Raw genomic sequence first — 21,082 nt, 5'->3', positions numbered from 1 at the left:
TTGATTACTTTTAAATGCGGGTTTTTATTTGAGTTTTCTTTTGAGACTTCATTATTTGAGGGAATTTCAAAGAGAAGCCCGTCCCCATCTTCCTTTGAAAATATTGCAGTTATTTCAATGTAAGCTATAGACATATGCTCCTCCACTCCATTAAATCTTGCTTTAAAAGAAATATCGTTTTTATTAAAAGAGAGGTCTTTGGTTGCTGAAGCTGAAATATTTAACGTCAATTCAGCTTCATTTATAAATTGAACTGGAACAACAGACTTACCCATCAATCTGACTGACAAGAAAGGTGTTGTATTTTCATTTAAACAACAATCATATATAGCCTTGATGAGATAAGGTTTTTTTTTATCCATGTTAAATTGGATTATGAAATAACTTATCTCATTGCTTTTTCAGCAGGTGTCATCGCCTCATCAAATAATGGGCGATTAAATAATGAATCAGCATATTTCATTAATGGTTTTGCACTTGATGGAAGTTTTATACCGTAGTGATCTAACCTCCAAAGTAATGGAGCCATTGCCACGTCAAGCATTGAATATTCATCATATAAAAGATACGGCTGCTTATTTAAAATTGGGACTAACTGCAGCAATCCTTCAGTAATATTTTTAATTGCTTTATTTTTTTTTGCAGCATCAGCTCCTTCTAAATCTGTCATGTGAATAAAAAGCTGATTTTCAAAATCCTTCAAAAAAAGCCTTGCACGAGCTCGCATGATCGGATCAGGCGGCATCAACTGTGGATGCGGAAATCTCTCATCAATATACTCATTAATGATATTTGGATCAGTAAGAACTAGGTTACGTTCTATTAATACTGGAGAATCAACGTATGGACTCAATGTAGTCAACTCATCTGGTTTATTATCCATGTCAACATCGATCACCTCGAAGTCCATACCTTTTTCAAATAAAACAATCCTACATCTATGACTCAGAGGATTAGTGGAATGCGAATAAAGCTTCATCATAATTATTTAATATCTTTCCAAAATTCTTTTTTTAAATTAATTACTAAGATCAATAAGATTAAAAGAAAACCGATGACGTAGTAACCTATTTTATGTCGCACCAATTTAGCTGGCTCTGCCATAAAAACCATATAGTTCGTTGTATCCAATACGAATTGATCATACTCCTCAGCAGACAATAACCCGGACTTGGTTAATTTTAATTTGTTGTCTTCCAAATTCTGAATGCCTTGTAACTCCCATAAGACATGCGGCATTGCTGCATTTGGATAGACTAAGTTATTCCATCCAAGCTCTCTGGATTCATCTACATAAAATGTTCTTAAATAGCTATAGATCCAATCTTTACCTCTAGATCTTGCCGTAACAGTTAAATTGGGGGGGTTAGCACCAAACCATTTTTTAGCTTCTGTGCTGTCCATATTGATATCCATTAACTCACCTGTTTTCTCTGCAGTGAAAAGCAAATTCTCTTTAATCACATCATCGCTCAGACCAATGTCAGCTAGCCTGTTGTATCTCATGTAATTAGCGCTGTGACAATTTAAACAATAATTGATGAAATTCCTCGCCCCTCGTTGCAGAGACTGTTCATCGTCTAAATTTATTTTTGCATTATCTAAATGATAGGAACCATCTGCTGAAAAAGAAATACTATTATGTAGACCCATCATAAAGGCAATTAAAATTGCGATAAATTTTTTCATTTGTATGTCACTCTCTTCGGAACTGGTTTTGTCTTATCTTTTTTGCTATACCAAGGCATTAAAATAAAGAAAGCAAAGTAGATGACAGTGAAAATTCTAGCAACAAATGTTGCCCAATCAAGTCCGCCTAGAAGAGGAATGAAATTCGGCATTTGTCCCCAGATATTGGATGGAACAGTCCCAAGATAGCCGAGCACTAAAAAACTAATGACAAAGGCAATAATCCATTTTTTATATAAACTTCCTTTATATCTGATGGACTTCACTTTGCTTTTATCCAACCATGGAACAAGGAACAGGATCAATACTGCAGCGCCCATAGCAGCGACTCCCGGAAATTGGCTATTCAAAATAGGAGGAACAGCACGCAAGATTGAATAGAATGGGGTGAAATACCATACTGGAGCAATATGGGCAGGGGTCACAAGCGGGTCAGCTGGAACAAAGTTATTATGTTCTAAAAAGTATCCGCCAACCTCAGGCATAAAAAATATAATCGAAGCAAAAACAATCAAAAACACAGTTAGACCAATTAAATCCTTAACTGTATAGTAAGGATGAAACGGAATGCCGTCCAAAGGAATACCGGTCTTCTTATCTTTATTTTCTTTGATTTCAATACCATCAGGATTGTTCGAACCTACTGAATGTAATGCAGCTAAATGAAGGAAAATAAGGCCAGCTAATGCAAGCGGGAGTGCAATCACATGAAAAGCAAAAAATCTGTTGAGTGTTGCATCTGAAACGAGATAGTCACCCCTCACCCATTCTGCTAAATCTGGACCAATAAAAGGAACGGTAGCAAATAAATTGACAATGACCTGAGCTCCCCAATAAGACATCTGACCCCAGGGAAGTAGATACCCAAAGAAAGCCTCTGCCATGAGTAATAGGAAGATCAGTACTCCAAAGATCCATAACAATTCTCGGGGCTGCTTATATGATCCATAAATAAGCGCCCTGAACATATGCATATAAATCACAACAAAAAATAATGATGCCCCTGTCGAATGCATATACCGAATAACCCAACCAAACGAGACATCTCTCATGATGTATTCCACCGAGGCAAATGCATGAAGCGCATCTGGTTTATAGTGCATGGTAAGGAAAATTCCTGTCAAAATTTGCAGAACAAATAAGACGATAGCCAACGCTCCAAAGAAATACAGAAAATTAAAATTTTTTGGCGCGTAGTAGTGCGTTAGGTGATTTTTAATAAAAGATGAAACAGGAAGTCTCTGATCAACCCAACTCATAAATCCATTATTTTTTTGCATTATGCTTCTTCCTTTGAATCTTCACCAATCAATATAGTATTTTCATCAATATATTTATGTGGAGGGACTACAAGGTTTGTCGGTGCAGGAGAGCCCTTATAAACTCTTCCCGCGAGATCAAATTTTGATCCATGGCAAGGACAGAAAAAGCCGCCAGTCCAATCATCACCCATATCACCTTTTGGCTCTATTTTGGCCGATGGTGAACAACCAAGGTGAGTGCATATGCCAACTACAACTAACATATCGGACTTAATCGAACGTGTAGCATTTTGACAATACTTAGGTTGTTGGGAGGTCACTTTGAGATCTGGATCTGCCAAGTTTTTATCTAACTTTGGAAGTGATTGGATCATCTCATCTGTTCTATTTAACACCCAAACAGGTTGACCCCTCCACTCCGTAGTAATTAGCTCGCCCTTTTTAATTTTTGAGGTGTCCACCTCTACAGATGCTCCCGCAGCCTTAGCCTTTTCACTTGGAGTCATACTTGAAACAAATGGGATTCCAGCTGCTGCAACTCCCAGACCACCTGTAAGAGCAGTAGCGGTTAACAAAAATTTTCTTCGGTCTTTGTCAAAACCTTTATCTTTTTTCGACATTAATTTCCTTTTGAGAAATGTAAATTCAGAATTGAGGACCTATTATACAAAATTTGACTCACTAAATTCAACCAGTATATGAAAATGGTTTATTTTGATATGACTTTAGATAAGATCAAGCCTAATTCAAATAATAAAATCATTGGGAGTGCTAAAAATATTTGTGATAACACATCTGGTGGCGTAAGAATCGCCGCAAGGATAAATGAAAAAACATATAAATATGGTCGCGCTTTCTTTATTTTAGAAATGTCAAGAACTTTCAGTTTAACCAAAAAAATTACAATGACAGGTATTTGAAAAGCTATAGTAAATGCAAAGATTAAATTTACCAGGAGTTCTAGATAAAAATTAATATCAATTTTTAAATTTAAACCATCAGGGGCAAAGCTCATAAAAAAATTAATAATTTCGGGAAATACTACATAAAAACAAAATACAAAAGCCGCAAAAATTAAAACAGCGCTAATTAAAAATATTTTTTTTGCAAAACTTTTTTCTCCTTCATATAATCCCGGTTTTATAAAAAACCACAACTCAGTAATCAAATATGGGAAGGTTAAATAAAACGCTGATAAAAAAGAAAGTTTCATGGGAACAATAAAAGTAGATAACAATTGAGTGGCAATTATCTCACCGCCAAAAAGGTTAATACCTCTCAGTAGAGGATCAGAAAAAAAATCATATAAAACTTGGTGGTTGTAAAAAAAGAGTGAAAATAATACCGAAAAAACAATAATTAATCTTAACAGGAGTTTTTTAAAAATAAAAAAATGATCAAGAAAACTAAATTTATTTTTCATTCTTTGAAAAGATTTCTTTTTCAATTTTTTTTAACTTCTTAAATGTCTCCTCACGAAAAATTTCTTCTTTGACATTAAAAAATAGATGGTTAATTTTTTTAAATATTGTTCCGAGGTAATGAGAAATTTTTGGAATATTTTTTGGATTTACGAACAATACAAAAACAACGACAACAAGAATAAATTCAGAAAAAGATATATCAAACATTATTTATCTTTTTTATCCGACTTGTCAGACATACCCTCTTTGAAATTTTTTATGGCAGCCCCAAGATCCTTTCCAATATTTTTTAATCTTCCGGCGCCAAATATAATCAATACAACCACCAAAATAATTAATAATTCTTTAAAACCGGGCATACTCAATCTCCTTATATTTTTTTGAGTTGACTGCTACCACCATAAACATGGAAATGGATGTGAAACACTTCCTGACCACCGCTGGCGCCTGAATTAATCATCGTTCTAAAACCTTCCAAACCACTTTCTTTTGCAAGCTTGGTTCCAAGCATCAGCATTCTTCCAAAAATTTCTGAATCCACTCCGTCTTTTTCAGCAGAGATTAGATTTTCAATATGTTGTTTGGGAATAATTAGGATATGGACTTTATCGATGGGGTTAATGTCATTAAATGCCAAGAATTCATCATCTTCATAGACAATGGTTGCAGGGAGTTCTTTATTGACGATTTTGCAAAAAATACATGAAGTCATCACTTATTCCTGCCAGCTTTTTCCTCTAGTCCAGACATGCCAGATCTTCTCCCAAGTTCACTGATTACCTCTTTTAGGGTAACTGATTTTTCTGATAACAACACAAGAAGGTGATAGAGAACATCGGCCGATTCATTAATCACATTTTTTTTATTATCTTGATTAGAAGCAATAATTAGCTCAATTGATTCCTCGCCAAATTTTTTTTGAATTTCTTCAATTCCTTGAGAAAATAATTTCGCTGTATAAGATAATGACGGGTCGCTATCTTTTTTACTTTCTATTAATTGTTGTAATTGTTCTAACTCGCTCATGACTTTATTTCTTGTAAATTAATTTTGGGTCTTTCAATACCTCTTCAATAATATTTATTGTATCTCCATTATCACTAATTTCATTATAAAAACATGAATTCCTTCCCGTATGACATGATATGCCACTCTTGACATTAACCTTAACGAGTAATGAATCAATGTCACAGTCTACAAGAATACTCACCACGTTATGAAAATTACCTGACTCTTCCCCTTTGAGCCAAATCTTATTCCTTGATCGGGAATAAAAATAACACTGTTTAGTTTCAATAGTCTTAGACAAAGCTTCTTCATTCATCCAAGCCATCATGACAACCTTCATCGAATTATTATCCTGAAGTATAGCGGGGATCAAACCTTGATCATTCCATTTTATTTGATCAAAAACATTCATCATCTAACCTCAATCTTTTTGTGGCGCATATGATTTTTAGCTTCCGTTATCGTGTATTCACCAAAATGAAATATGCTGGCTGCTAAAACTGCATCTGCTTTACCTTCTATTATGCCATCAACGAGATGATCTAAATTACCTACACCACCAGAGGCAATAATTGGGACATCCACTTCTGATGAAATGACAGCATTCAATTCATTGTCAAAACCAGATTTTGTTCCATCTTTATCCATACTGGTGATTAATAACTCCCCTGCACCTCGTCTCACCATCTCTTTTGCCCATGAAATAGCATTTAATCCTGTTGGGTTTCGTCCTCCGTGAGTAAAGATCTCCCAGTCGTTTCCAGTTTTTTTTGCATCGATGGCAACAACAATACATTGAGAACCAAACCTATCCGCTGCATTGGATACAAGTGATGGGTTGTTAATGGCTGCTGTATTAATACTGACCTTATCTGCTCCCGCATTTAAAAGTCTCCTTACATCATTTACAGCCCTGACCCCTCCGCCAACAGTTAGAGGAATAAATACCTGCTCGGCAACACGCTCAATAATACCCAAAATCAAATCTCTATTATCTGAGCTTGCAGTGATATCAAGAAATGTTAATTCATCAGCGCCTTGGTCGTTGTATTTTTTTGCGATTTCTACCGGATCACCTGCATCAATCAAGTCGACAAAATTAACGCCTTTTACAACTCGGCCATTTGTAACATCAAGACAAGGAATAATTCTTTTCGCTAGCAATATTTTATCCCGTCAGCTGCTCGGCTAGTTTATTAGCCTCACTAAAATCAAGGGTCCCTTCGTATATCGACCTTCCGGCAATCACCCCTTTTATTCCAACATTGGCTACTGCACATAAATCTTCGATATCTTTGATGTTTGATAATCCTCCGCTAGCGATAATTGGAACATTTCCTCGCTCAGCTAACTCAACTGTTGCGTCAATATTGATTCCTTCTAACATGCCATCCCGTCCAATATCTGTATAAATGATAGAGGCCACTCCATAATCCTCAAATTTTTCAGCCATCTCAAATACCGTATGGCCTGTCATTTTTGCCCATCCGTTAATTGCCACCTCACCATTTTTTGCATCCAATCCAACAATAATTTGACCTGGAAACGCAAAGCATGCCTCATGCAAAAAACCTGGGTTAGTTATTGCTGCTGTACCGATAATGACTGAATCAATTCCTGCATTAATTAAACTCTCAACGGTATCTAAATTTCTAATGCCGCCGCCAAGTTGAATGGGGACACCTCCCATTTCTTGTATCACCTCACGAATTACTGGTAGATTTTTTTGTTGGCCCGCAAAAGCTCCATCTAAGTCAACTAGATGTAATCTTTTAGCGCCCTTTGATTTCCAGTGGGCAGCCATTTCTGCTGGATGTTCTGAAAATATGGTTGCCTGGTCCATTAGGCCCTGTTTAAGGCGAACACACTTTCCTTCTTTTAGATCAATCGCAGGAATTACTTGCATAATTTAAACTTTCCATCTTGTAAAATTTTGTAATAATTGTAGCCCAGCCTGTGAACTTTTTTCTGGATGAAATTGAACTGCAAAAATATTATCTTTACTGACAGCGCAACAAAAGGGCTTCTCATAAACACATTCACCAGCCACAAGGCTTCTGCTTTGAGGCTGAACGTAATAGCTGTGGACAAAATAAAATCTCTCGTTATTAGGAATGCCATTCCACATGAAATGATTTTTAGGGCGATGGACTTCATTCCAACCCATGTGAGGTACCTTGTTGAAATGATTTTTAGGTTTAAATTTTAGGACTCTCCCATCAATAATCCCCAACCCCTTAATATTTCCCTCCTCAGAGAAATTATTTAACATTTGCAAACCGATGCATATTCCCAAAAATGGCTTATTTCTTGCCGCATCAATGACAGATTCAGTTAAATTTCTCTCTGATAGCTCCCTCACACAATCAGGCATCGCTCCTTGTCCAGGGAATACCACCTTATCCGCAGCTTGTATTAATTTTGGATCAGAAGTGACTAAAATCTTTTGATTAGGCGATACTTTTTTAAATGCATTAAAAACAGATCTAAGATTACCCATCCCATAATCAACAATTGCAATCATTGATCTTGCTATAAAGCCCCTTTTGTTGAAGGAAGTTGATCGGCCTGTCTTGGGTCAATGGTGAGAGCCATTCTTAGGGCTCGAGCGAATGCTTTAAAGATTGTTTCTACCTGATGATGAGCATTATCGCCTCTGAGATTATCAATATGTAAGGTAATTAATGCGTGATTGACAAAACCTTGAAAGAATTCATAAATCAAGTCAACATCAAATTCCCCAATCAATGCTCTTTTGAAATTAGCGTTTAATTCGAGGCCTGGTCTGCCTGAGATATCCACCACAACTCTGGACAGCGCTTCATCCAATGGTGCGTAACAGTGGCCATATCGAGTAATGCCTTTTTTATCACCGACTGCCTTGGCAAAAGCTTGTCCCATAGTAATGCCGATATCTTCAACTGTATGGTGCGCATCAATGTGTAAATCACCTTTTGCCTGTACCTCAAGATCAATTAATCCATGACGGGCAATTTGATCGAGCATGTGATCCAAAAAACCAATGCCTGATTCTAGTTTGGAAATACCTGTGCCGTCTAAATTCAAATTAATTTTGATTTGCGTTTCTTTGGTATTACGCTCTACTGAAGAATTTCTACTCATAATATCTCATAATTATTTTTAACCAAATTTTAACTTATATTAAACAAATTATTTCACTGGTTTATTATTTTTTTTAGCTCACCAACAAATAAATCCATTTGTTGATCGGTCCCTATAGTAATTCTTAAAAAATTTTTCAATTTTTCAGGTTGACTAAAATATCTTACCAAAATACCTATATCTCTTAGTTGGGAGTAAATTGTATTTGCCGATAATGGCGATGGTGGTTGAGCAAAAATAAAATTGCCACCAGATGGCAATACAGAAAATTGAAGATTCTCTAAAGCTTTAATAAATCGATTTCTTGTTTCAATAATTTTTTTACATGTCTCATTAAAATAGTTATCTTCCTGAAAAGATGTAACGGATGCTTTTTGGGCAATTCTATCTAGTGGATATGAGTTAAAACTATTTTTTATTCTTATTAATCCATCAATTAAAGTTGTATCCCCAATTGCATAACCAACTCTTAATCCTGCCAGAGATCTGGATTTTGACATGGACCTAGTCACCACTAAATTTTTATATTTTTTCACCAAACTCACAGAGGAGTCCGTACCAAAATCAACATAGGCCTCATCCACAACAATAATGGATGTTTGATTATCTTGCAGAAAATCTTCTATTTTTTTTCCGGGAATTGGAATACCTGTTGGTGCATTAGGATTTGGAAAGATGACTGCTGAATTTTCGTGATGATACAAAGATAAATCTATTTCAAAATCATTATTTAATGGAATTTGTTGGTATCTAATTTCAAATAATTTGGCATATACCGGGTAAAAGCTGTAAGTGATATCAGGAAACAGTAAGTTCTTTTTATTTTTAAAAAAACCATAAAAGATAAAAGCTAAAATTTCATCAGAACCATTGCCAACAAATACATTCGATATATCAACATCATGGTATGTTGCAATTGTACTTCTTAAAATATTGGACTCAGGATCTGGGTATAGATTTATTCGATCTGATCCATGATTCTGGATCTCTTCGATAACTTTGGGTGCTGGTAGGTATGGATTTTCATTTGTGTTTAATTTTAATCTTATCTCACCCTGGGGCTGCTCACCTGGAATATAGGGATCCAAATCTTTAACAAACTGGCTCCAGAATTTACTCATCAGCCTTAACTCTGTAATCAGCTGATCTTGCATGAGCGAATAACCCCTCACCTTCAGCCATCACTGACGCAATTTTCCCAAGTCTTGTCGCCCCTCTCGCGGACAAATTAATGATACTAGATCTTTTTTGAAAATCATACACACCTAATGGTGAAGAAAATCTTGCCGTTCTCGAGGTAGGTAATACATGATTCGGTCCCGCACAATAATCTCCAACAGACTCACATGTATTTATTCCCATAAAAATAGCACCTGCATGATTAATATTTCGTAATAATGATTCAGGATCTTGTACAGATAATTCCAGGTGTTCTGGTGAAATGTAGTTAGATACCTCGGCTGCTTCATGCAAATTATCAACCTGTATAAACAATCCCCTGTTTTGTAATGAGGTGGAGATAATCTCTTTTCTTGGCATAGTATCTATCAGTTTATTAATACTGAGTATCACTTTTTCAAACACACTGGGGTCCGATGATATGAGGATTGCTTGAGCTAACTCGTCATGTTCCGCCTGAGAAAATAGATCCATCGCTAACCAGTCTGGGTCAGTCTTTCCATCGGTAATGACTAAAATTTCTGAAGGGCCAGCAATCATATCGATACCTACTGTTCCAAAAACTACTCTCTTGGCCTCTGCAACATAAGCATTCCCAGGCCCAACGATTTTGTCAACTTGGGGGATTGTGTTCGTTCCATAAGCAAGCGCAGCAACAGCTTGAGCGCCACCAATAGTGAATACTCGGTCCACATTAGCTACATATGCGGCTGCTAAAACTAATGCATTTCTCTCACCATTGGGTGTTGGTACAACCATGACAAGATTTTTTACACCTGCAACCTTTGCCGGAATTGCATTCATTAAAACTGAAGATGGATACGATGCTTTTCCACCAGGGACATATAATCCAACTGAATCCAAAGCTGTAATTTTCTGACCAAGTACGGTTCCATCCTCTTCTTTGTAGCTCCATGAGTCTTGCACTTGTTTTTCGTGATAATTTTTAATTCTTTGTGCAGATTCATTAAGCGCATTTTGTGTTGTGGTGTCTAATGAATCATAAGCTTCTTTTAGAATGCTGCTTGGGAGCTCTAGATCGCTTGGATCCGTTAAATCCACTTTATCAAATTTTTTTGTAAACTCTAAAAGTGATTGATCGCCATTAACTTTTACAATTTGAACGATATCTTTTACCGTTTGTTGTATCTGGCTATTATCTTCTTCATCAAAAGATAGAGCATTCTGTAACGACTGATAAAAATTGTTATCAGCTTGCTTTAAGGTTTTAATTTTCATTTGACAGTATTTTTAATTGCATTAATGATTGGTTGTATTTCATCTAATTTTAACTTTAAAGATGCTTTGTTAACGATAAGCTGGGATGAAATATCGGAAATTTTTTCATATTCAACCAAATTATTCGCTTTTAGAGTCTGTCCTGAGCTAACTAAATCAACAATCAAATCACTCATCGAAACGAGAGGTGCTAGTTCCATGGACCCATAAAGTTTAATAACATCGATATGAGTTCCCTTTTGAGCAAAAAATTCCTTAGTAATTTTTGTATATTTAGTTGCCACCTTTAATCTTGACTTTTGTTGCATCGCTTTTTGATAATCATAACTCTTGGGTCCGGCAACCATCATTTTGCATTTAGCAATTTTAAGATCACAAATTTGATAGAGATTAGCAGAATCAAACTCATCCAAAACATCTTTTCCAGCAATTCCTATATCTGCTCCACCACATTCTACATATGTTGGCACGTCTGATGCCCGAACAATTAATAATCGAATATTCTTATTATTTGTATTTAAGATTAATTTTCTGGATGTTTCCGGATTCTCTTTACACTCTATTTCGGCCCCTTGAAGCAAGGGAAGTGTCTCTTGAAATATTCTTCCTTTAGATAATGCAATTGTTAACATTTAACTCAATCTTTCAACTTTAGCGCCAAGCTTATTTAATTTTTCTTCAATTCTCTCATAACCTCGGTCCAAGTGGTAGATCCGCTCAATAATTGTCTCCCCTTTGGCCGCTAAACCAGCAATCACCAATGAGGCTGATGCTCTTAAGTCAGTCGCCATTACATTAGCTCCATCAATGGCTTGAACACCCTTCACAAAAGAAGTGTTTCCTTTAACATCGATACTTGCTCCCATTCTTACCAGTTCTTGGACATGCATAAATCGATTTTCAAATATCGTTTCAGTAATTTCTGATGGGCCATCCGCGAGAACATTGATTGCCATGAACTGAGCCTGCATGTCAGTTGGAAAAAGTGGGTAAACGCCCGTTCTGATATTCACTGGTTTTATTGGCTGATTTTCTTTTTTAATCGTGATCTCTGTCGGTGCCTCAATTACATTAGCGCCAGTTTGTTTAATCTTTTCAATAACAGATTCCATTTTACGAGGATCAATATTTTTTAATTTTACTTCTCCACCGCTGACAACAGCAGCAGCCATATACGTCCCAGCTTCAATTCGATCAAACATCACTTTATACTGGGATCCATTCAATGCAGCGACGCCCTCAATCTCAATAACATCAGTTCCTAATCCTTTGATTTTGGCGCCCATGCTGATTAAAAGATTACCCAGATCTTCCACCTCAGGTTCCCTTGCTGCGTTCTCAATGAATGTTTTCCCATGTGCCAAGGTTGCTGCCATCATTATATTTTCAGTGCCCGTTACACTCACTTGATCCATAAATATTTTTGTACCAATAAGTTTTTTGTTAGGCAGATGCTCTGTGCTCGCATCAATATATCCATTATGTATAGAAATATTCGCTCCCATTTTTTCTAACGCTTGGATATGCAAATCTACTGGCCGAGCTCCAATTGAACAACCACCCGGCAAAGAGACATGAGCTCGCCCAAATCTTGACAAAAGGGGTCCCAAAACCAAAATAGACGCCCGCATGGTTTTAACTAAATCATATGGAGCTTCAGTTTTTGAAATATTGTTAGCTATTAACGATACATTTCCGTCAGAGTGATCAATACTGACTCCCAAGAACTCTAATAATCTAATGGTTGTGTCTATATCTTTTAGCTTTGGAACATTTGAAATATCAACCTGACTAGAAGACAATATAGAAGCAATTAAAATAGGTAAGGCAGCATTTTTAGCTCCAGATATTTCTACCTCACCATAGAGTGGAAAGCCTCCCGTTATTTTTAACCTATCCAACTTGTTCTAACAGCTGTTTCAACTCACCAGATTCAAACATTTCTCTCATAATGTCCGCGCCGCCAATAAACTCACCATTAACATAGAGTTGAGGTATGGTTGGCCAATTTGAAAACACCTTGACACTCTCCCTGATCTCATTGTCATCTAAGACATTATTGGTCGTATATTCCACACCAACATGATCAAGAATCTGACAAGCCATCCCTGAAAAGCCACATTGAGGAAATTTTCTATCCCCTTTCATAAACAACATGACTTTATTATCATCAATCATGCTTTTTATTTTTTCCTGAGCATTCATTTGCTTATTCTCCTTTAATTTGATTCCATTCAGAAAGATCGTACAGTTTTAGTGATAACGCGTGTATCTTTTCGTTCATTAAATCTCCGAGAGATTGATACACCAACTGATGTCTTTGCACCCGGTTTAAATTTAAAAACTGATTGCTAATTACTAATGCTTCAAAATGAGCTCCATCATCACCCATAACATCTATATGGTGACAATCAATACCTTTTTCAATTACTTTTTTTATTTCATCTTTATGCATGACTATCCTCTTAATTTATATCCTGTTTTTAAAAGTCGGATTGATAAACTGGCCAGTATGATAAAAAAAGTAAGCACTATCCCCATACTTATAAATGGTGAGATGTCGGATTGGCCAAAAAATCCATAGCGAAAACCATCAATCATATAGAAAAATGGATTAAATTTTGAAATGCTTTGCCATACTGGGGGTAGTGAATGAATCGAGTAAAAAACACCTGATAGAAAAGATAATGGCATAATTACAAAATTCTGAAAGGCTGCCATTTGATCAAATCTGTCAGCCCAGATCCCAGCCAAAATACCAAATGTCCCAAGCAATGCCCCGCCTAAAATTGAAAATGAAATAATAAACCATGGATGCATTAGGGGTAAATCAATGTAAATTATCGCTAATAAATAAATGGTAAGACCAACAAACAATCCCCTAACGATCGACGCAATCAAGAAGGCAATAAAAAATTGGATGTAAGTTAATGGGGTTAATAAAATGAATACTATATTCCCCATTACTTTTGATTGGACCAAGCTTGAAGAACTATTTGCAAATGCATTTTGCAATAATGACATCATAATTAAACCTGGAATCAAAAATGCACTGTATGGAACGCCTTCATATACCTCTGTCCTGCTATCAAGAACATGAGAAAAAATTAGCAAATATAAGATTCCAGTTATGACTGGAGCTGCGACTGTTTGAAAAACAACTCGCCAAAATCTCATTAACTCTTTTTTCAGAAGAGTCCACGTACCTTTTAATTGTATTTTCCAATTAATCATTTTTTGTAATTTGTAAAAACACTTTCTCTAAGTCAGGCTCTGTAGTTTGTATATCAAAAAAATTTACTTTATTTTTTTTCAATAATGTAATTATGCAATTCAGTTCATCTATTTTTTCTAATGTAATAGTGAGCATTTCATCCTCAATTAATACATCAAACCCTTTTAGGGTTTTTAAGATTTTTCCTTTATCTTTTTTATCAATTTTAATATTTAAATTTTTGGATGAATTATTTCGGATTAATTTTTTTGTATTATCTAGAGCAACTAATTTACCATGATTGACCATTGCTATTCGTCCACATAAATTTTCTGCTTCCTCTAGATAATGAGTTGTTAATACAATGGTGTGACCTTGCGAATTCAATTCCTTCATAAACTCCCAAAGTCTTTGTCGCAATTCAACATCCACCCCCGCAGTAGGTTCGTCTAAAACAATAATTGGGGGACGGTGAGCTAAAGCCTGAGCAATCAGGGCTCTTCTTTTCATTCCACCTGACAACTTTCTCATATTTGTTGAAGCTTTGTCATGAAGATCTAATTTTTCTAGGACCTCATCAATCCAATCATAATTCTCTTTACCTTTACCAAAATATCCAGCTTGAAATCTCAACATTTCACGAACATTAAAAAATGGGTCAAATACTAATTCTTGTGGGACTATGCCAAGAGAATGTCTGGATTCTTGATACTGCTTCTCAACATCAAAACCCATTGCCTTTATTGTTCCAGATGTTGGCTTGACAATCCCTGCCAACATATTAATCAGGGTTGATTTCCCAGCTCCATTTGGTCCAAGTAGCCCAAAAAATTCGCCTTGCTCGATTGACAAATTGATTCCCTTAACCGCTTCGTAAGTACCATAGGTTTTTTTTATGTTTTTAAAAACAATTGCTTTTTTCATTTTTATTATGATTGTTACTTAAGATATTTCTCAACCCCATACAATGAGGCAAGATTAATCAAGTTTTTTGGGATTTTACTTAGCTTGACGGATTGATTTGATAAATTAGCTTTTCTCTTAATCTCAAAAATAAAACTAAGGAGCGAGGTATCAATATTTTTTAATTTTGTAAAATCTAGAATGATTGGGTTATCAATTGAGGTCTGATTGAGCTGTTCAATATGAATAGGGATTTCATTGAAAGTGTAGTCCCCAGAAAAACTCCATTTATCTTGACTAATCTCCATCAGTCCCCTTTGTTATTTTTTTCAACTAATTTACTAATAAGAGAATCAATGCCATTATTTTTTATTTCGCTAGCAAATTGAGACCGGTAGTTAGTAACTAAACTTACTCCCTCAATCACAATGTCAAATACCTTCCATGCATTATCTTTTTTTGCGAGGGTGTAATCCACAGAAATTGGTTGTGCTCCATCTTGAATAATTTGTGATTTAACCGTTACTTTATTATCTGTTGGTTCCATACGGAGCGGCTTGAAATCAATCTCTTGATCTTTATATTTACCCAGGGCGACTGCATAAGTTCTGAGTAACATGGTTTTAAACTCAGCTTTAAACTTTTGCTGCTGATCTTCATTGATCTTTCTCCAAGCCTTTCCTAAAACAAGCATTGAAATACGATCTAAATCAAAATTTGGTAGGATTTTCTCTTCAGCTAGCTGATATATTTTTTCTTTATCTTCTTGTAAGGACTGATCTGATTTTAGAACAGATAACACATCATCAGCAGTTTTTTGCACCAACTCCAAGGGTCCATCCTCTGCAATTGATGTGAATGATAACGAAATAAAAAAACTTAATAAAAGATACTTAAAGAAATTCATTTTATTCTTCCTCCTTGGATGCCTGACTGTATAAGAATTGACTAATGAGCTTCTCCAGAACAACGGCGTCTTGAGTTTGGGTAATTTTATCATTGGCTTCAAGATTGTCCGGATCTCCTCCAGCTTCAAGTCCTATGTACTGCTCACCCAAAAGACCTGCTGTGTAAATATTAGCAAAAGTATCTTTCGGAAAAACATACCTCTCGTCGATACTCATGGTAACGATAGCCTCATACATCTTCGTGTCAAACACAATTGAATCCACACGACCGACCACTACTCCGGCAGATTTTACTGGAGCCCGTGGTTTTAAGCCTCCAATGTTTTCAAAATTTGCTGTGACATAGTATGTGGTCTTAATGTCATTAGATGTTAAGTTGCCAACTTTCATTGCCAGGCCCATTAAAGCAATTAATCCAAGTGCAACAAATATTCCGACCCAAGCATCTAATTTAATTCTGTCCATAAAATTTCCCTACCTATACTGTTAGCATAAATGAAGTTAACACAAAATCCAATCCAAGAACGGCTAATGATGATGTCACAACCGTTCTGGTTGTTGCACGACTCACGCCTTCAGCAGTGGGCGGTGCATCATAACCCTCAAAAAGAGCAATAATGGTACATGCAATTCCGAAAACCACACTCTTAATAAAACCGTTCACAATATCATAATTAAAGTCGACATTGGCTTGCATTTGTGACCAAAAAGCTCCCTCGTCCACGCCAATCAACGGCACCGCAACAACATATCCTCCTAAAACACCGACCATCGAAAAAATTGAAGCCAGGAGTGGCATTGTGATGATACCTGCCCAGAATCGAGGCGCTACAATTCTAGCTATCGGACTGACCGCCATCATTTCCATTGCCGATAATTGTTCGGTCGCTTTCATTAGTCCAATTTCTGCAGTAATGGCAGTTCCGGCCCGACCAGCGAACAATAGTGCTGTGACGACAGGGCCTAATTCTCTCACAAGCGCTAAAGCCACTAAAACTCCAATTGCTTCAGAAGATCCGTATTTTTGTAATGTGTAATACCCTTGAAGGCCTAATACCATGCCAACAAAAAATGCGGACACAACAATAATGACCAAGGATAAGACACCGGTGAAATAAATTTCTCTAATCGTAAGATTAAATCTTTTAAAACTATCTGATGAGTAACTAATAATGCTAAAAAATAATCGTGTCGCTGCGCCCAAGCGAGTTATTTTTGATCTAATGGCGCTGCCAATTTTTTCAAAAAAATTTAACATCTTATAACCTTAAATCCTGTGAATAATCATTGGCCTGATAATGGAATGGAACTGGACCATCTTTTTGCGAATGGATAAATTGTTTTACAAAAGGAAGTTGAGATTTCTTAAGATCACTTGGCGATCCTTCAGCAGCGACAATTCCGTCAGCAATAAAATAGATATAATCCGCAAATGCAAAAGTTTCTGTGACATCATGAGTCACAATAATTGATGTTGCTCCCAAGGCATCATTCAAGGTTCTGATTAAATCGCAGATAACACCCATTGATATTGGATCGAGTCCAGCAAAGGGTTCGTCGTACATAATGATATCTGGGTCTAATGCCACAGCTCTGGCAAGAGCAACTCTTCTCGCCATGCCTCCAGAAAGTTCTGTTGGCATTAATTGATTTGCTCCGCGAAGTCCAACCGCATTTAGCTTCATCAGGACCAAATCTTTGATAATCTCTTCACTTAAGTTTGTGTGCTCCCTAATCGGAAAAGCCACATTTTCAAAAACACTTAAATCACTAAAAAGGGCTCCGTGTTGAAACAACATTCCCATTTTTCGTCTCAGCTCATAAATACCCTTTCGACCTTGTTCATGAACTATTTGCCCATCCACTTCAACATGTCCTGAGGTTGGTTTGATTTGACCTCCAATCAACCTCAGTATCGTAGTTTTACCACAGCCACTTCCACCCATAATGGCAACGACTTTGCCACGATGGAAATTCATATTTATTTTCTTATGGATTTGTCTTTCGGCATACCCGAAGGCAAGATCTTTGATTGAAACGATTAAATCCTTTTTCATAGTAAGGATATTTTACATGATTTTATAGTTGAAATCTTATGAGCTTAAAGCTCTCCGTAGGAGTGAAGTCCTGATAGGAAAAGATTGACCCCGATGAAGGCAAACGTTGTTATGAGCAGTCCAATCACAGACCACCATGCTAATACGTCGCCTCGCAAACCTTTGACCAACCTTAGGTGAAGCCATGCGGCATAGTTGAGCCAAACAATGAGCGCCCAAGTTTCTTTTGGATCCCAAGACCAATAACCACCCCAGGCTTCTGCCGCCCAGATGGCGCCCAAAATGGTTGCAATCGTAAAAAAGATAAACCCGATCGCGATCGATTTGTACATCAAGTCTTCCATCACATACTCACTCGGTAAAATATTTTTTACTAGAGATTGATTTCTTAATAGATAGGCTACCGCTATCATTGCGGAAATTGAAAAAGCTCCATAGCCAATGAAATTAGTTGGTACATGAATTTTCATCCAATAAGATTGAAGTGCAGGTACAAGAGGCTGAATCGCATCTGCATTTTTAGCAAAGGTATACCAAAGGATAAAGGCAACAGCTGCATTAATAATAATCAAGACAAAGCTGCCTAACTTTTTTGTTTGTGACTTTTGCTCATAATAGAGGTACATAGCTCCCGTGATCAAGCAAAATAAAACAAATACCTCGTATAGGTTACTAATTGGAATATGCCCAACATCCAAACTAATAAGGTATGATTCATACCACCTTACCATCAGGCCAGTAAAGCCTGCTGTCAGAGCTATCCATGAAAAATTTGAACCCAAGTTTGCACTAAATTGATTCGATTTAAATGATGAATACAAATAGGCTGTGAGACTCAACGGGAAAAAAAATGTCATCCACATGATCAGTGATTGGCTAGACAAAAAATATTTCAAGAAAAAGTTTGTCTCCTGCATTTGGAGATCATGTTGAAAGAGAACTACCGAAAGAATGGTGAGAAAAAATATTGCTAGAAATAATTTTCTAAAAGAACTCCAGAAATAACCAAGCCAAATAAAAACCGGCACTGAGAAAATAAGAATTGCTACCTCATACACATCCATGAATCCTCTAAAATTTATAAAGCTATAAATTCCTGAAAACAAAATAGATAAAATAAATAGTGCATTGATGATCATTTTTTCTTATTAACCCTTAACTTTTCTGTCAACTGTTTGCAGTAGTTATTGAAGTCGACATGCTCGCGATTAGATGCCATCGCAACAGCAAACTTCCTCGGTGATTTTTTTATCAGCCACAAACGAACTTCTTGGACATAAATCATACAAAAAATTCCAATTACTAAAAATAAAGATCCAAGATAAACCCATATTTTCCCTGGGTCTTTGGTCAATTGCATTCCACTAGCATAAATTTTTTCATATTCATTTAAAATCAAAAATGGACTAGCGCCATAGAAAAAGCTGTCACTATAGGCATTTAAAGCATCCTGGAAAAAATTATTTTCCACTAAGTTATTGGTAATTAGTTCTTGATTCATTGACTCAGCAAGAAAGTAAATAATTTTAATATAAGAGTCAGCAACCGATTCTTGATTCTCAACAGCAACTGAATCTTCAATCATTCTTGCAAGACCAGAATACCCACTCTTTAAATAAACATTAAATATATCTTGGGTATTTTTTTTAAAACTATCTTTTGCCTCAACACTATTGAGAGAGCTTGCTTGATCAGCCAGTTTGTTTATATTTTTAAGTAATAATTCTTCTGATCGAATGTTTTTTAAAAAGGTTTGATAGCCTTGTAGCGAAAGGTCATTATCTGCAGGGATGCGTAAAAACTTAAGTTCAGTTTGTAAATCCTTTCGCACTCCACTCATAAAAAAGAATTTTTCATTTTCAGGAATCGGGTTTTGGTATGTTTGATACTCTACCGCTTGCCCGGAAGAGTTTCTGAATTTATATACTACACTCGGGCCTATATTCTGTGTTTTTAATTTACCGTCTTTTTCAATCTGAAAAATATTAAATTCTCTAAAATCATCAAACTCAAAAACATAATCTTGCTGATCCGTATTAAATGAATTTTGTTTGTACACTTCAGAGGATAAGCTCATGGGTTGATAGCGATTAAATAGATCCATTAGCGTCAAATCTAGTTTAGAGCCGCCATCTTGAAAGTCAGATTGATAAATCGTTATGCCATCCATAGTAAATGGTTTATTAACAGAAATGGTTTCTGTGAACTCCTGTCCGTCTTTGCGAATTTTAATATCGCTCAAAAAGGCCTTTGGTTGGCCAGTGGAGTAGTGCTCAATATGAAACTTATCCAATTTAATTTCAAAAGGAAGATGTTGAACAAGATAACCGTCTTTTACCCTTAATAGGGCCTTGTCATTTTTTTCTTGCTCGTTTAATAGCAATGTTGCACGGTAGGAAAAATTATTGCTATCTAACTGACTCTCATCTGGGACCTCGCTAAACTTGAGGTTTCTTGATTCAATTTTTTTGAACCCAAAAGATTCCTGAAGTTTAAAGTATAGATTTCCATCTAGAATACCACCGATACTGATTACAATGATGGCAAGATGAGTAAATATGTACCCAAGCTTTTGAAGGTCTCCCTTTTTTGCTACAAGAGTATCCTTATCCATACCAGCTTTGATTCGAAAGCCTTCTTTGTTAAGAATTGCTGATATGGAATTTAAAGAATGGTCTGATGAGAACTCATAATAATTTTTAAATTTTTTGAAAGAATTGTGACTTAAGTTACCCTGAAATCGACGAATATCTTTAATTATTTTTGGAGAATTTCTCGACACACAAAGGGAAGTTGAGACTACTAGGAATAATAAAATTATTAAGAACCAAAAAGCCTGGTATATATTATAAACATCAAATACTTCAAAAATTGGAAACCAAAATTGTCCGAATTGAATGAGGTAGTTATTATAAGGTTCGCTTTGTTTGACGACTGTACCGATGATGGATGCAATTGCTACAACACTTAGCATTGTGATAGCGAAGCGCATTGTACTCAAAAGATTTATAAATGATCTTGTTTTAGCCACTACAGAATTAAATAATGTTGATATTACTACTAATGACAGATGATA

At 36.0% G+C, this 21,082-nt stretch carries 29 protein-coding genes and 1 pseudogene; all 30 read right to left on the bottom strand.

The annotated features are described in order from the left end of the window. Window positions 1–59 precede the first annotated feature (59 nt). Window positions 60–362: pseudogene (locus UZ34_00625) on the bottom strand (hypothetical protein). Between the two features lie 23 nt (window positions 363–385). Continuing rightward, entirely contained in the window at window positions 386–982 is a 597-nt protein-coding gene (locus tag UZ34_00620) for a stringent starvation protein A (protein AKO63992.1), read from the bottom strand. 2 nt (window positions 983–984) lie between these two features. Continuing rightward, on the bottom strand, window positions 985–1,695 hold the full coding sequence (locus UZ34_00615; protein AKO63991.1) for a cytochrome C: 711 nt from the start codon (window positions 1,693–1,695) through the stop codon (window positions 985–987). Then, the gene (locus UZ34_00610; GenBank protein AKO63990.1) at window positions 1,686–2,969 is read right to left on the bottom strand and encodes a cytochrome B; all 1,284 of its coding nucleotides are present in this window, start codon (window positions 2,967–2,969) and stop codon (window positions 1,686–1,688) included. Before UZ34_00610 ends, UZ34_00615 begins: the two co-directional genes overlap by 10 nt. Next, window positions 2,969–3,571: a ubiquinol-cytochrome C reductase gene (locus UZ34_00605; protein ID AKO63989.1), complete on the bottom strand. Its 603-nt coding sequence runs from the start codon at window positions 3,569–3,571 to the stop codon at window positions 2,969–2,971. Before UZ34_00605 ends, UZ34_00610 begins: the two co-directional genes overlap by 1 nt. A gap of 89 nt (window positions 3,572–3,660) precedes the next feature. After that, on the bottom strand, window positions 3,661–4,338 hold the full coding sequence (locus UZ34_00600; GenBank protein ID AKO65117.1) for a hypothetical protein: 678 nt from the start codon (window positions 4,336–4,338) through the stop codon (window positions 3,661–3,663). Window positions 4,339–4,363: 25 nt separating this feature from the next. After that, window positions 4,364–4,582, bottom strand: coding sequence for a preprotein translocase (locus tag UZ34_00595; GenBank protein ID AKO63988.1), 219 nt, complete (start codon window positions 4,580–4,582; stop codon window positions 4,364–4,366). Then, complete coding sequence (locus tag UZ34_00590; protein AKO63987.1) at window positions 4,582–4,734, bottom strand: primosome subunit DnaD; 153 nt, start codon at window positions 4,732–4,734, stop codon at window positions 4,582–4,584. The genes UZ34_00595 and UZ34_00590 overlap by 1 nt, the downstream gene beginning before the upstream one ends. An 11-nt stretch (window positions 4,735–4,745) precedes the next feature. Then, the gene (locus UZ34_00585) at window positions 4,746–5,087 is read right to left on the bottom strand and encodes an HIT-like protein (GenBank protein ID AKO63986.1); all 342 of its coding nucleotides are present in this window, start codon (window positions 5,085–5,087) and stop codon (window positions 4,746–4,748) included. Further along, window positions 5,087–5,401 carry a phosphoribosyl-ATP pyrophosphatase gene (locus UZ34_00580; GenBank protein AKO63985.1) on the bottom strand — a complete coding sequence of 105 codons (315 nt, stop codon included), beginning with the start codon at window positions 5,399–5,401 and terminating at the stop codon, window positions 5,087–5,089. Before UZ34_00580 ends, UZ34_00585 begins: the two co-directional genes overlap by 1 nt. A gap of 4 nt (window positions 5,402–5,405) precedes the next feature. Continuing rightward, window positions 5,406–5,795 carry a phosphoribosyl-AMP cyclohydrolase gene (locus UZ34_00575; protein AKO63984.1) on the bottom strand — a complete coding sequence of 130 codons (390 nt, stop codon included), beginning with the start codon at window positions 5,793–5,795 and terminating at the stop codon, window positions 5,406–5,408. Continuing rightward, window positions 5,795–6,550: an imidazole glycerol phosphate synthase gene (locus tag UZ34_00570; GenBank protein ID AKO63983.1), complete on the bottom strand. Its 756-nt coding sequence runs from the start codon at window positions 6,548–6,550 to the stop codon at window positions 5,795–5,797. Before UZ34_00570 ends, UZ34_00575 begins: the two co-directional genes overlap by 1 nt. Window position 6,551: 1 nt before the next feature. After that, the gene (locus UZ34_00565) at window positions 6,552–7,289 is read right to left on the bottom strand and encodes a 1-(5-phosphoribosyl)-5-[(5-phosphoribosylamino)methylideneamino] imidazole-4-carboxamide isomerase (GenBank protein ID AKO63982.1); all 738 of its coding nucleotides are present in this window, start codon (window positions 7,287–7,289) and stop codon (window positions 6,552–6,554) included. Between the two features lie 3 nt (window positions 7,290–7,292). Then, window positions 7,293–7,919 carry an imidazole glycerol phosphate synthase gene (hisH, locus tag UZ34_00560; GenBank protein AKO63981.1) on the bottom strand — a complete coding sequence of 209 codons (627 nt, stop codon included), beginning with the start codon at window positions 7,917–7,919 and terminating at the stop codon, window positions 7,293–7,295. After that, window positions 7,916–8,506, bottom strand: a complete 591-nt coding sequence (locus UZ34_00555) for an imidazoleglycerol-phosphate dehydratase (protein AKO63980.1) — start codon at window positions 8,504–8,506, stop codon at window positions 7,916–7,918. Before UZ34_00555 ends, hisH begins: the two co-directional genes overlap by 4 nt. A 53-nt stretch (window positions 8,507–8,559) precedes the next feature. Further along, window positions 8,560–9,627 carry a histidinol-phosphate aminotransferase gene (locus UZ34_00550; protein ID AKO65116.1) on the bottom strand — a complete coding sequence of 356 codons (1,068 nt, stop codon included), beginning with the start codon at window positions 9,625–9,627 and terminating at the stop codon, window positions 8,560–8,562. Beyond that, window positions 9,620–10,924, bottom strand: a complete 1,305-nt coding sequence (locus UZ34_00545; protein AKO63979.1) for a histidinol dehydrogenase — start codon at window positions 10,922–10,924, stop codon at window positions 9,620–9,622. The genes UZ34_00550 and UZ34_00545 overlap by 8 nt, the downstream gene beginning before the upstream one ends. After that, window positions 10,921–11,556, bottom strand: coding sequence for an ATP phosphoribosyltransferase catalytic subunit (hisG, locus tag UZ34_00540; GenBank protein ID AKO63978.1), 636 nt, complete (start codon window positions 11,554–11,556; stop codon window positions 10,921–10,923). The genes UZ34_00545 and hisG overlap by 4 nt, the downstream gene beginning before the upstream one ends. Then, window positions 11,557–12,825 carry a UDP-N-acetylglucosamine 1-carboxyvinyltransferase gene (locus tag UZ34_00535; GenBank protein ID AKO63977.1) on the bottom strand — a complete coding sequence of 423 codons (1,269 nt, stop codon included), beginning with the start codon at window positions 12,823–12,825 and terminating at the stop codon, window positions 11,557–11,559. It lies immediately after the preceding gene. Continuing rightward, window positions 12,818–13,129, bottom strand: coding sequence for a glutaredoxin (locus UZ34_00530; protein ID AKO63976.1), 312 nt, complete (start codon window positions 13,127–13,129; stop codon window positions 12,818–12,820). Before UZ34_00530 ends, UZ34_00535 begins: the two co-directional genes overlap by 8 nt. Before the next feature lie 4 nt (window positions 13,130–13,133). Then, on the bottom strand, window positions 13,134–13,379 hold the full coding sequence (locus tag UZ34_00525; protein AKO63975.1) for a BolA family transcriptional regulator: 246 nt from the start codon (window positions 13,377–13,379) through the stop codon (window positions 13,134–13,136). Window positions 13,380–13,381: 2 nt separating this feature from the next. Beyond that, entirely contained in the window at window positions 13,382–14,158 is a 777-nt protein-coding gene (locus UZ34_00520) for a metal-dependent hydrolase (protein AKO63974.1), read from the bottom strand. Further along, window positions 14,151–15,068: an ABC transporter ATP-binding protein gene (locus tag UZ34_00515; GenBank protein ID AKO63973.1), complete on the bottom strand. Its 918-nt coding sequence runs from the start codon at window positions 15,066–15,068 to the stop codon at window positions 14,151–14,153. Before UZ34_00515 ends, UZ34_00520 begins: the two co-directional genes overlap by 8 nt. 8 nt (window positions 15,069–15,076) lie before the next feature. Continuing rightward, the gene (locus UZ34_00510; protein AKO63972.1) at window positions 15,077–15,349 is read right to left on the bottom strand and encodes a hypothetical protein; all 273 of its coding nucleotides are present in this window, start codon (window positions 15,347–15,349) and stop codon (window positions 15,077–15,079) included. After that, complete coding sequence (locus tag UZ34_00505) at window positions 15,349–15,948, bottom strand: toluene tolerance protein (GenBank protein AKO63971.1); 600 nt, start codon at window positions 15,946–15,948, stop codon at window positions 15,349–15,351. The genes UZ34_00510 and UZ34_00505 overlap by 1 nt, the downstream gene beginning before the upstream one ends. A gap of 1 nt (window position 15,949) precedes the next feature. After that, window positions 15,950–16,414, bottom strand: coding sequence for an ABC transporter substrate-binding protein (locus tag UZ34_00500; protein ID AKO63970.1), 465 nt, complete (start codon window positions 16,412–16,414; stop codon window positions 15,950–15,952). 13 nt (window positions 16,415–16,427) lie between these two features. Continuing rightward, window positions 16,428–17,207, bottom strand: a complete 780-nt coding sequence (locus UZ34_00495) for an ABC transporter permease (protein AKO63969.1) — start codon at window positions 17,205–17,207, stop codon at window positions 16,428–16,430. Window position 17,208: 1 nt separating this feature from the next. Next, complete coding sequence (locus tag UZ34_00490; protein ID AKO63968.1) at window positions 17,209–18,006, bottom strand: toluene ABC transporter ATP-binding protein; 798 nt, start codon at window positions 18,004–18,006, stop codon at window positions 17,209–17,211. A 44-nt stretch (window positions 18,007–18,050) separates the two neighbouring features. Continuing rightward, on the bottom strand, window positions 18,051–19,145 hold the full coding sequence (locus tag UZ34_00485) for a cytochrome C biogenesis protein (GenBank protein ID AKO63967.1): 1,095 nt from the start codon (window positions 19,143–19,145) through the stop codon (window positions 18,051–18,053). Beyond that, window positions 19,142–20,998 carry a hypothetical protein gene (locus UZ34_00480; GenBank protein ID AKO63966.1) on the bottom strand — a complete coding sequence of 619 codons (1,857 nt, stop codon included), beginning with the start codon at window positions 20,996–20,998 and terminating at the stop codon, window positions 19,142–19,144. The genes UZ34_00485 and UZ34_00480 overlap by 4 nt, the downstream gene beginning before the upstream one ends. Window positions 20,999–21,082 lie beyond the last annotated feature (84 nt).

This window comes from Methylophilales bacterium MBRSF5, from assembly GCA_001044335.1.
GTDB lineage: Bacteria > Pseudomonadota > Gammaproteobacteria > Burkholderiales > Methylophilaceae > BACL14.
Note: the sequence above shows the minus strand (reverse complement) of the source record. Positions and strands in the feature narration are given on the sequence as shown.

Coding starts and splice junctions, on each gene's coding strand:
- UZ34_00620 (AKO63992.1), bottom strand. CDS start 982: ATGATGAAGCTTTATTCGCATTCCACTAATCCTCTGAGTCATAGATGT.
- UZ34_00610 (AKO63990.1), bottom strand. CDS start 2,969: ATGCAAAAAAATAATGGATTTATGAGTTGGGTTGATCAGAGACTTCCT.
- UZ34_00605 (AKO63989.1), bottom strand. CDS start 3,571: ATGTCGAAAAAAGATAAAGGTTTTGACAAAGACCGAAGAAAATTTTTG.
- UZ34_00595 (AKO63988.1), bottom strand. CDS start 4,582: ATGTTTGATATATCTTTTTCTGAATTTATTCTTGTTGTCGTTGTTTTT.
- UZ34_00590 (AKO63987.1), bottom strand. CDS start 4,734: ATGCCCGGTTTTAAAGAATTATTAATTATTTTGGTGGTTGTATTGATT.
- UZ34_00585 (AKO63986.1), bottom strand. CDS start 5,087: ATGACTTCATGTATTTTTTGCAAAATCGTCAATAAAGAACTCCCTGCA.
- UZ34_00580 (AKO63985.1), bottom strand. CDS start 5,401: ATGAGCGAGTTAGAACAATTACAACAATTAATAGAAAGTAAAAAAGAT.
- UZ34_00575 (AKO63984.1), bottom strand. CDS start 5,795: ATGAATGTTTTTGATCAAATAAAATGGAATGATCAAGGTTTGATCCCC.
- UZ34_00565 (AKO63982.1), bottom strand. CDS start 7,289: ATGCAAGTAATTCCTGCGATTGATCTAAAAGAAGGAAAGTGTGTTCGC.
- UZ34_00555 (AKO63980.1), bottom strand. CDS start 8,506: ATGAGTAGAAATTCTTCAGTAGAGCGTAATACCAAAGAAACGCAAATC.
- UZ34_00550 (AKO65116.1), bottom strand. CDS start 9,627: ATGAGTAAATTCTGGAGCCAGTTTGTTAAAGATTTGGATCCCTATATT.
- UZ34_00545 (AKO63979.1), bottom strand. CDS start 10,924: ATGAAAATTAAAACCTTAAAGCAAGCTGATAACAATTTTTATCAGTCG.
- hisG (AKO63978.1), bottom strand. CDS start 11,556: ATGTTAACAATTGCATTATCTAAAGGAAGAATATTTCAAGAGACACTT.
- UZ34_00530 (AKO63976.1), bottom strand. CDS start 13,129: ATGAATGCTCAGGAAAAAATAAAAAGCATGATTGATGATAATAAAGTC.
- UZ34_00525 (AKO63975.1), bottom strand. CDS start 13,379: ATGCATAAAGATGAAATAAAAAAAGTAATTGAAAAAGGTATTGATTGT.
- UZ34_00520 (AKO63974.1), bottom strand. CDS start 14,158: ATGATTAATTGGAAAATACAATTAAAAGGTACGTGGACTCTTCTGAAA.
- UZ34_00510 (AKO63972.1), bottom strand. CDS start 15,349: ATGGAGATTAGTCAAGATAAATGGAGTTTTTCTGGGGACTACACTTTC.
- UZ34_00505 (AKO63971.1), bottom strand. CDS start 15,948: ATGAATTTCTTTAAGTATCTTTTATTAAGTTTTTTTATTTCGTTATCA.
- UZ34_00500 (AKO63970.1), bottom strand. CDS start 16,414: ATGGACAGAATTAAATTAGATGCTTGGGTCGGAATATTTGTTGCACTT.
- UZ34_00495 (AKO63969.1), bottom strand. CDS start 17,207: ATGTTAAATTTTTTTGAAAAAATTGGCAGCGCCATTAGATCAAAAATA.
- UZ34_00490 (AKO63968.1), bottom strand. CDS start 18,006: ATGAAAAAGGATTTAATCGTTTCAATCAAAGATCTTGCCTTCGGGTAT.
- UZ34_00485 (AKO63967.1), bottom strand. CDS start 19,145: ATGATCATCAATGCACTATTTATTTTATCTATTTTGTTTTCAGGAATT.
- UZ34_00480 (AKO63966.1), bottom strand. CDS start 20,998: ATGCGCTTCGCTATCACAATGCTAAGTGTTGTAGCAATTGCATCCATC.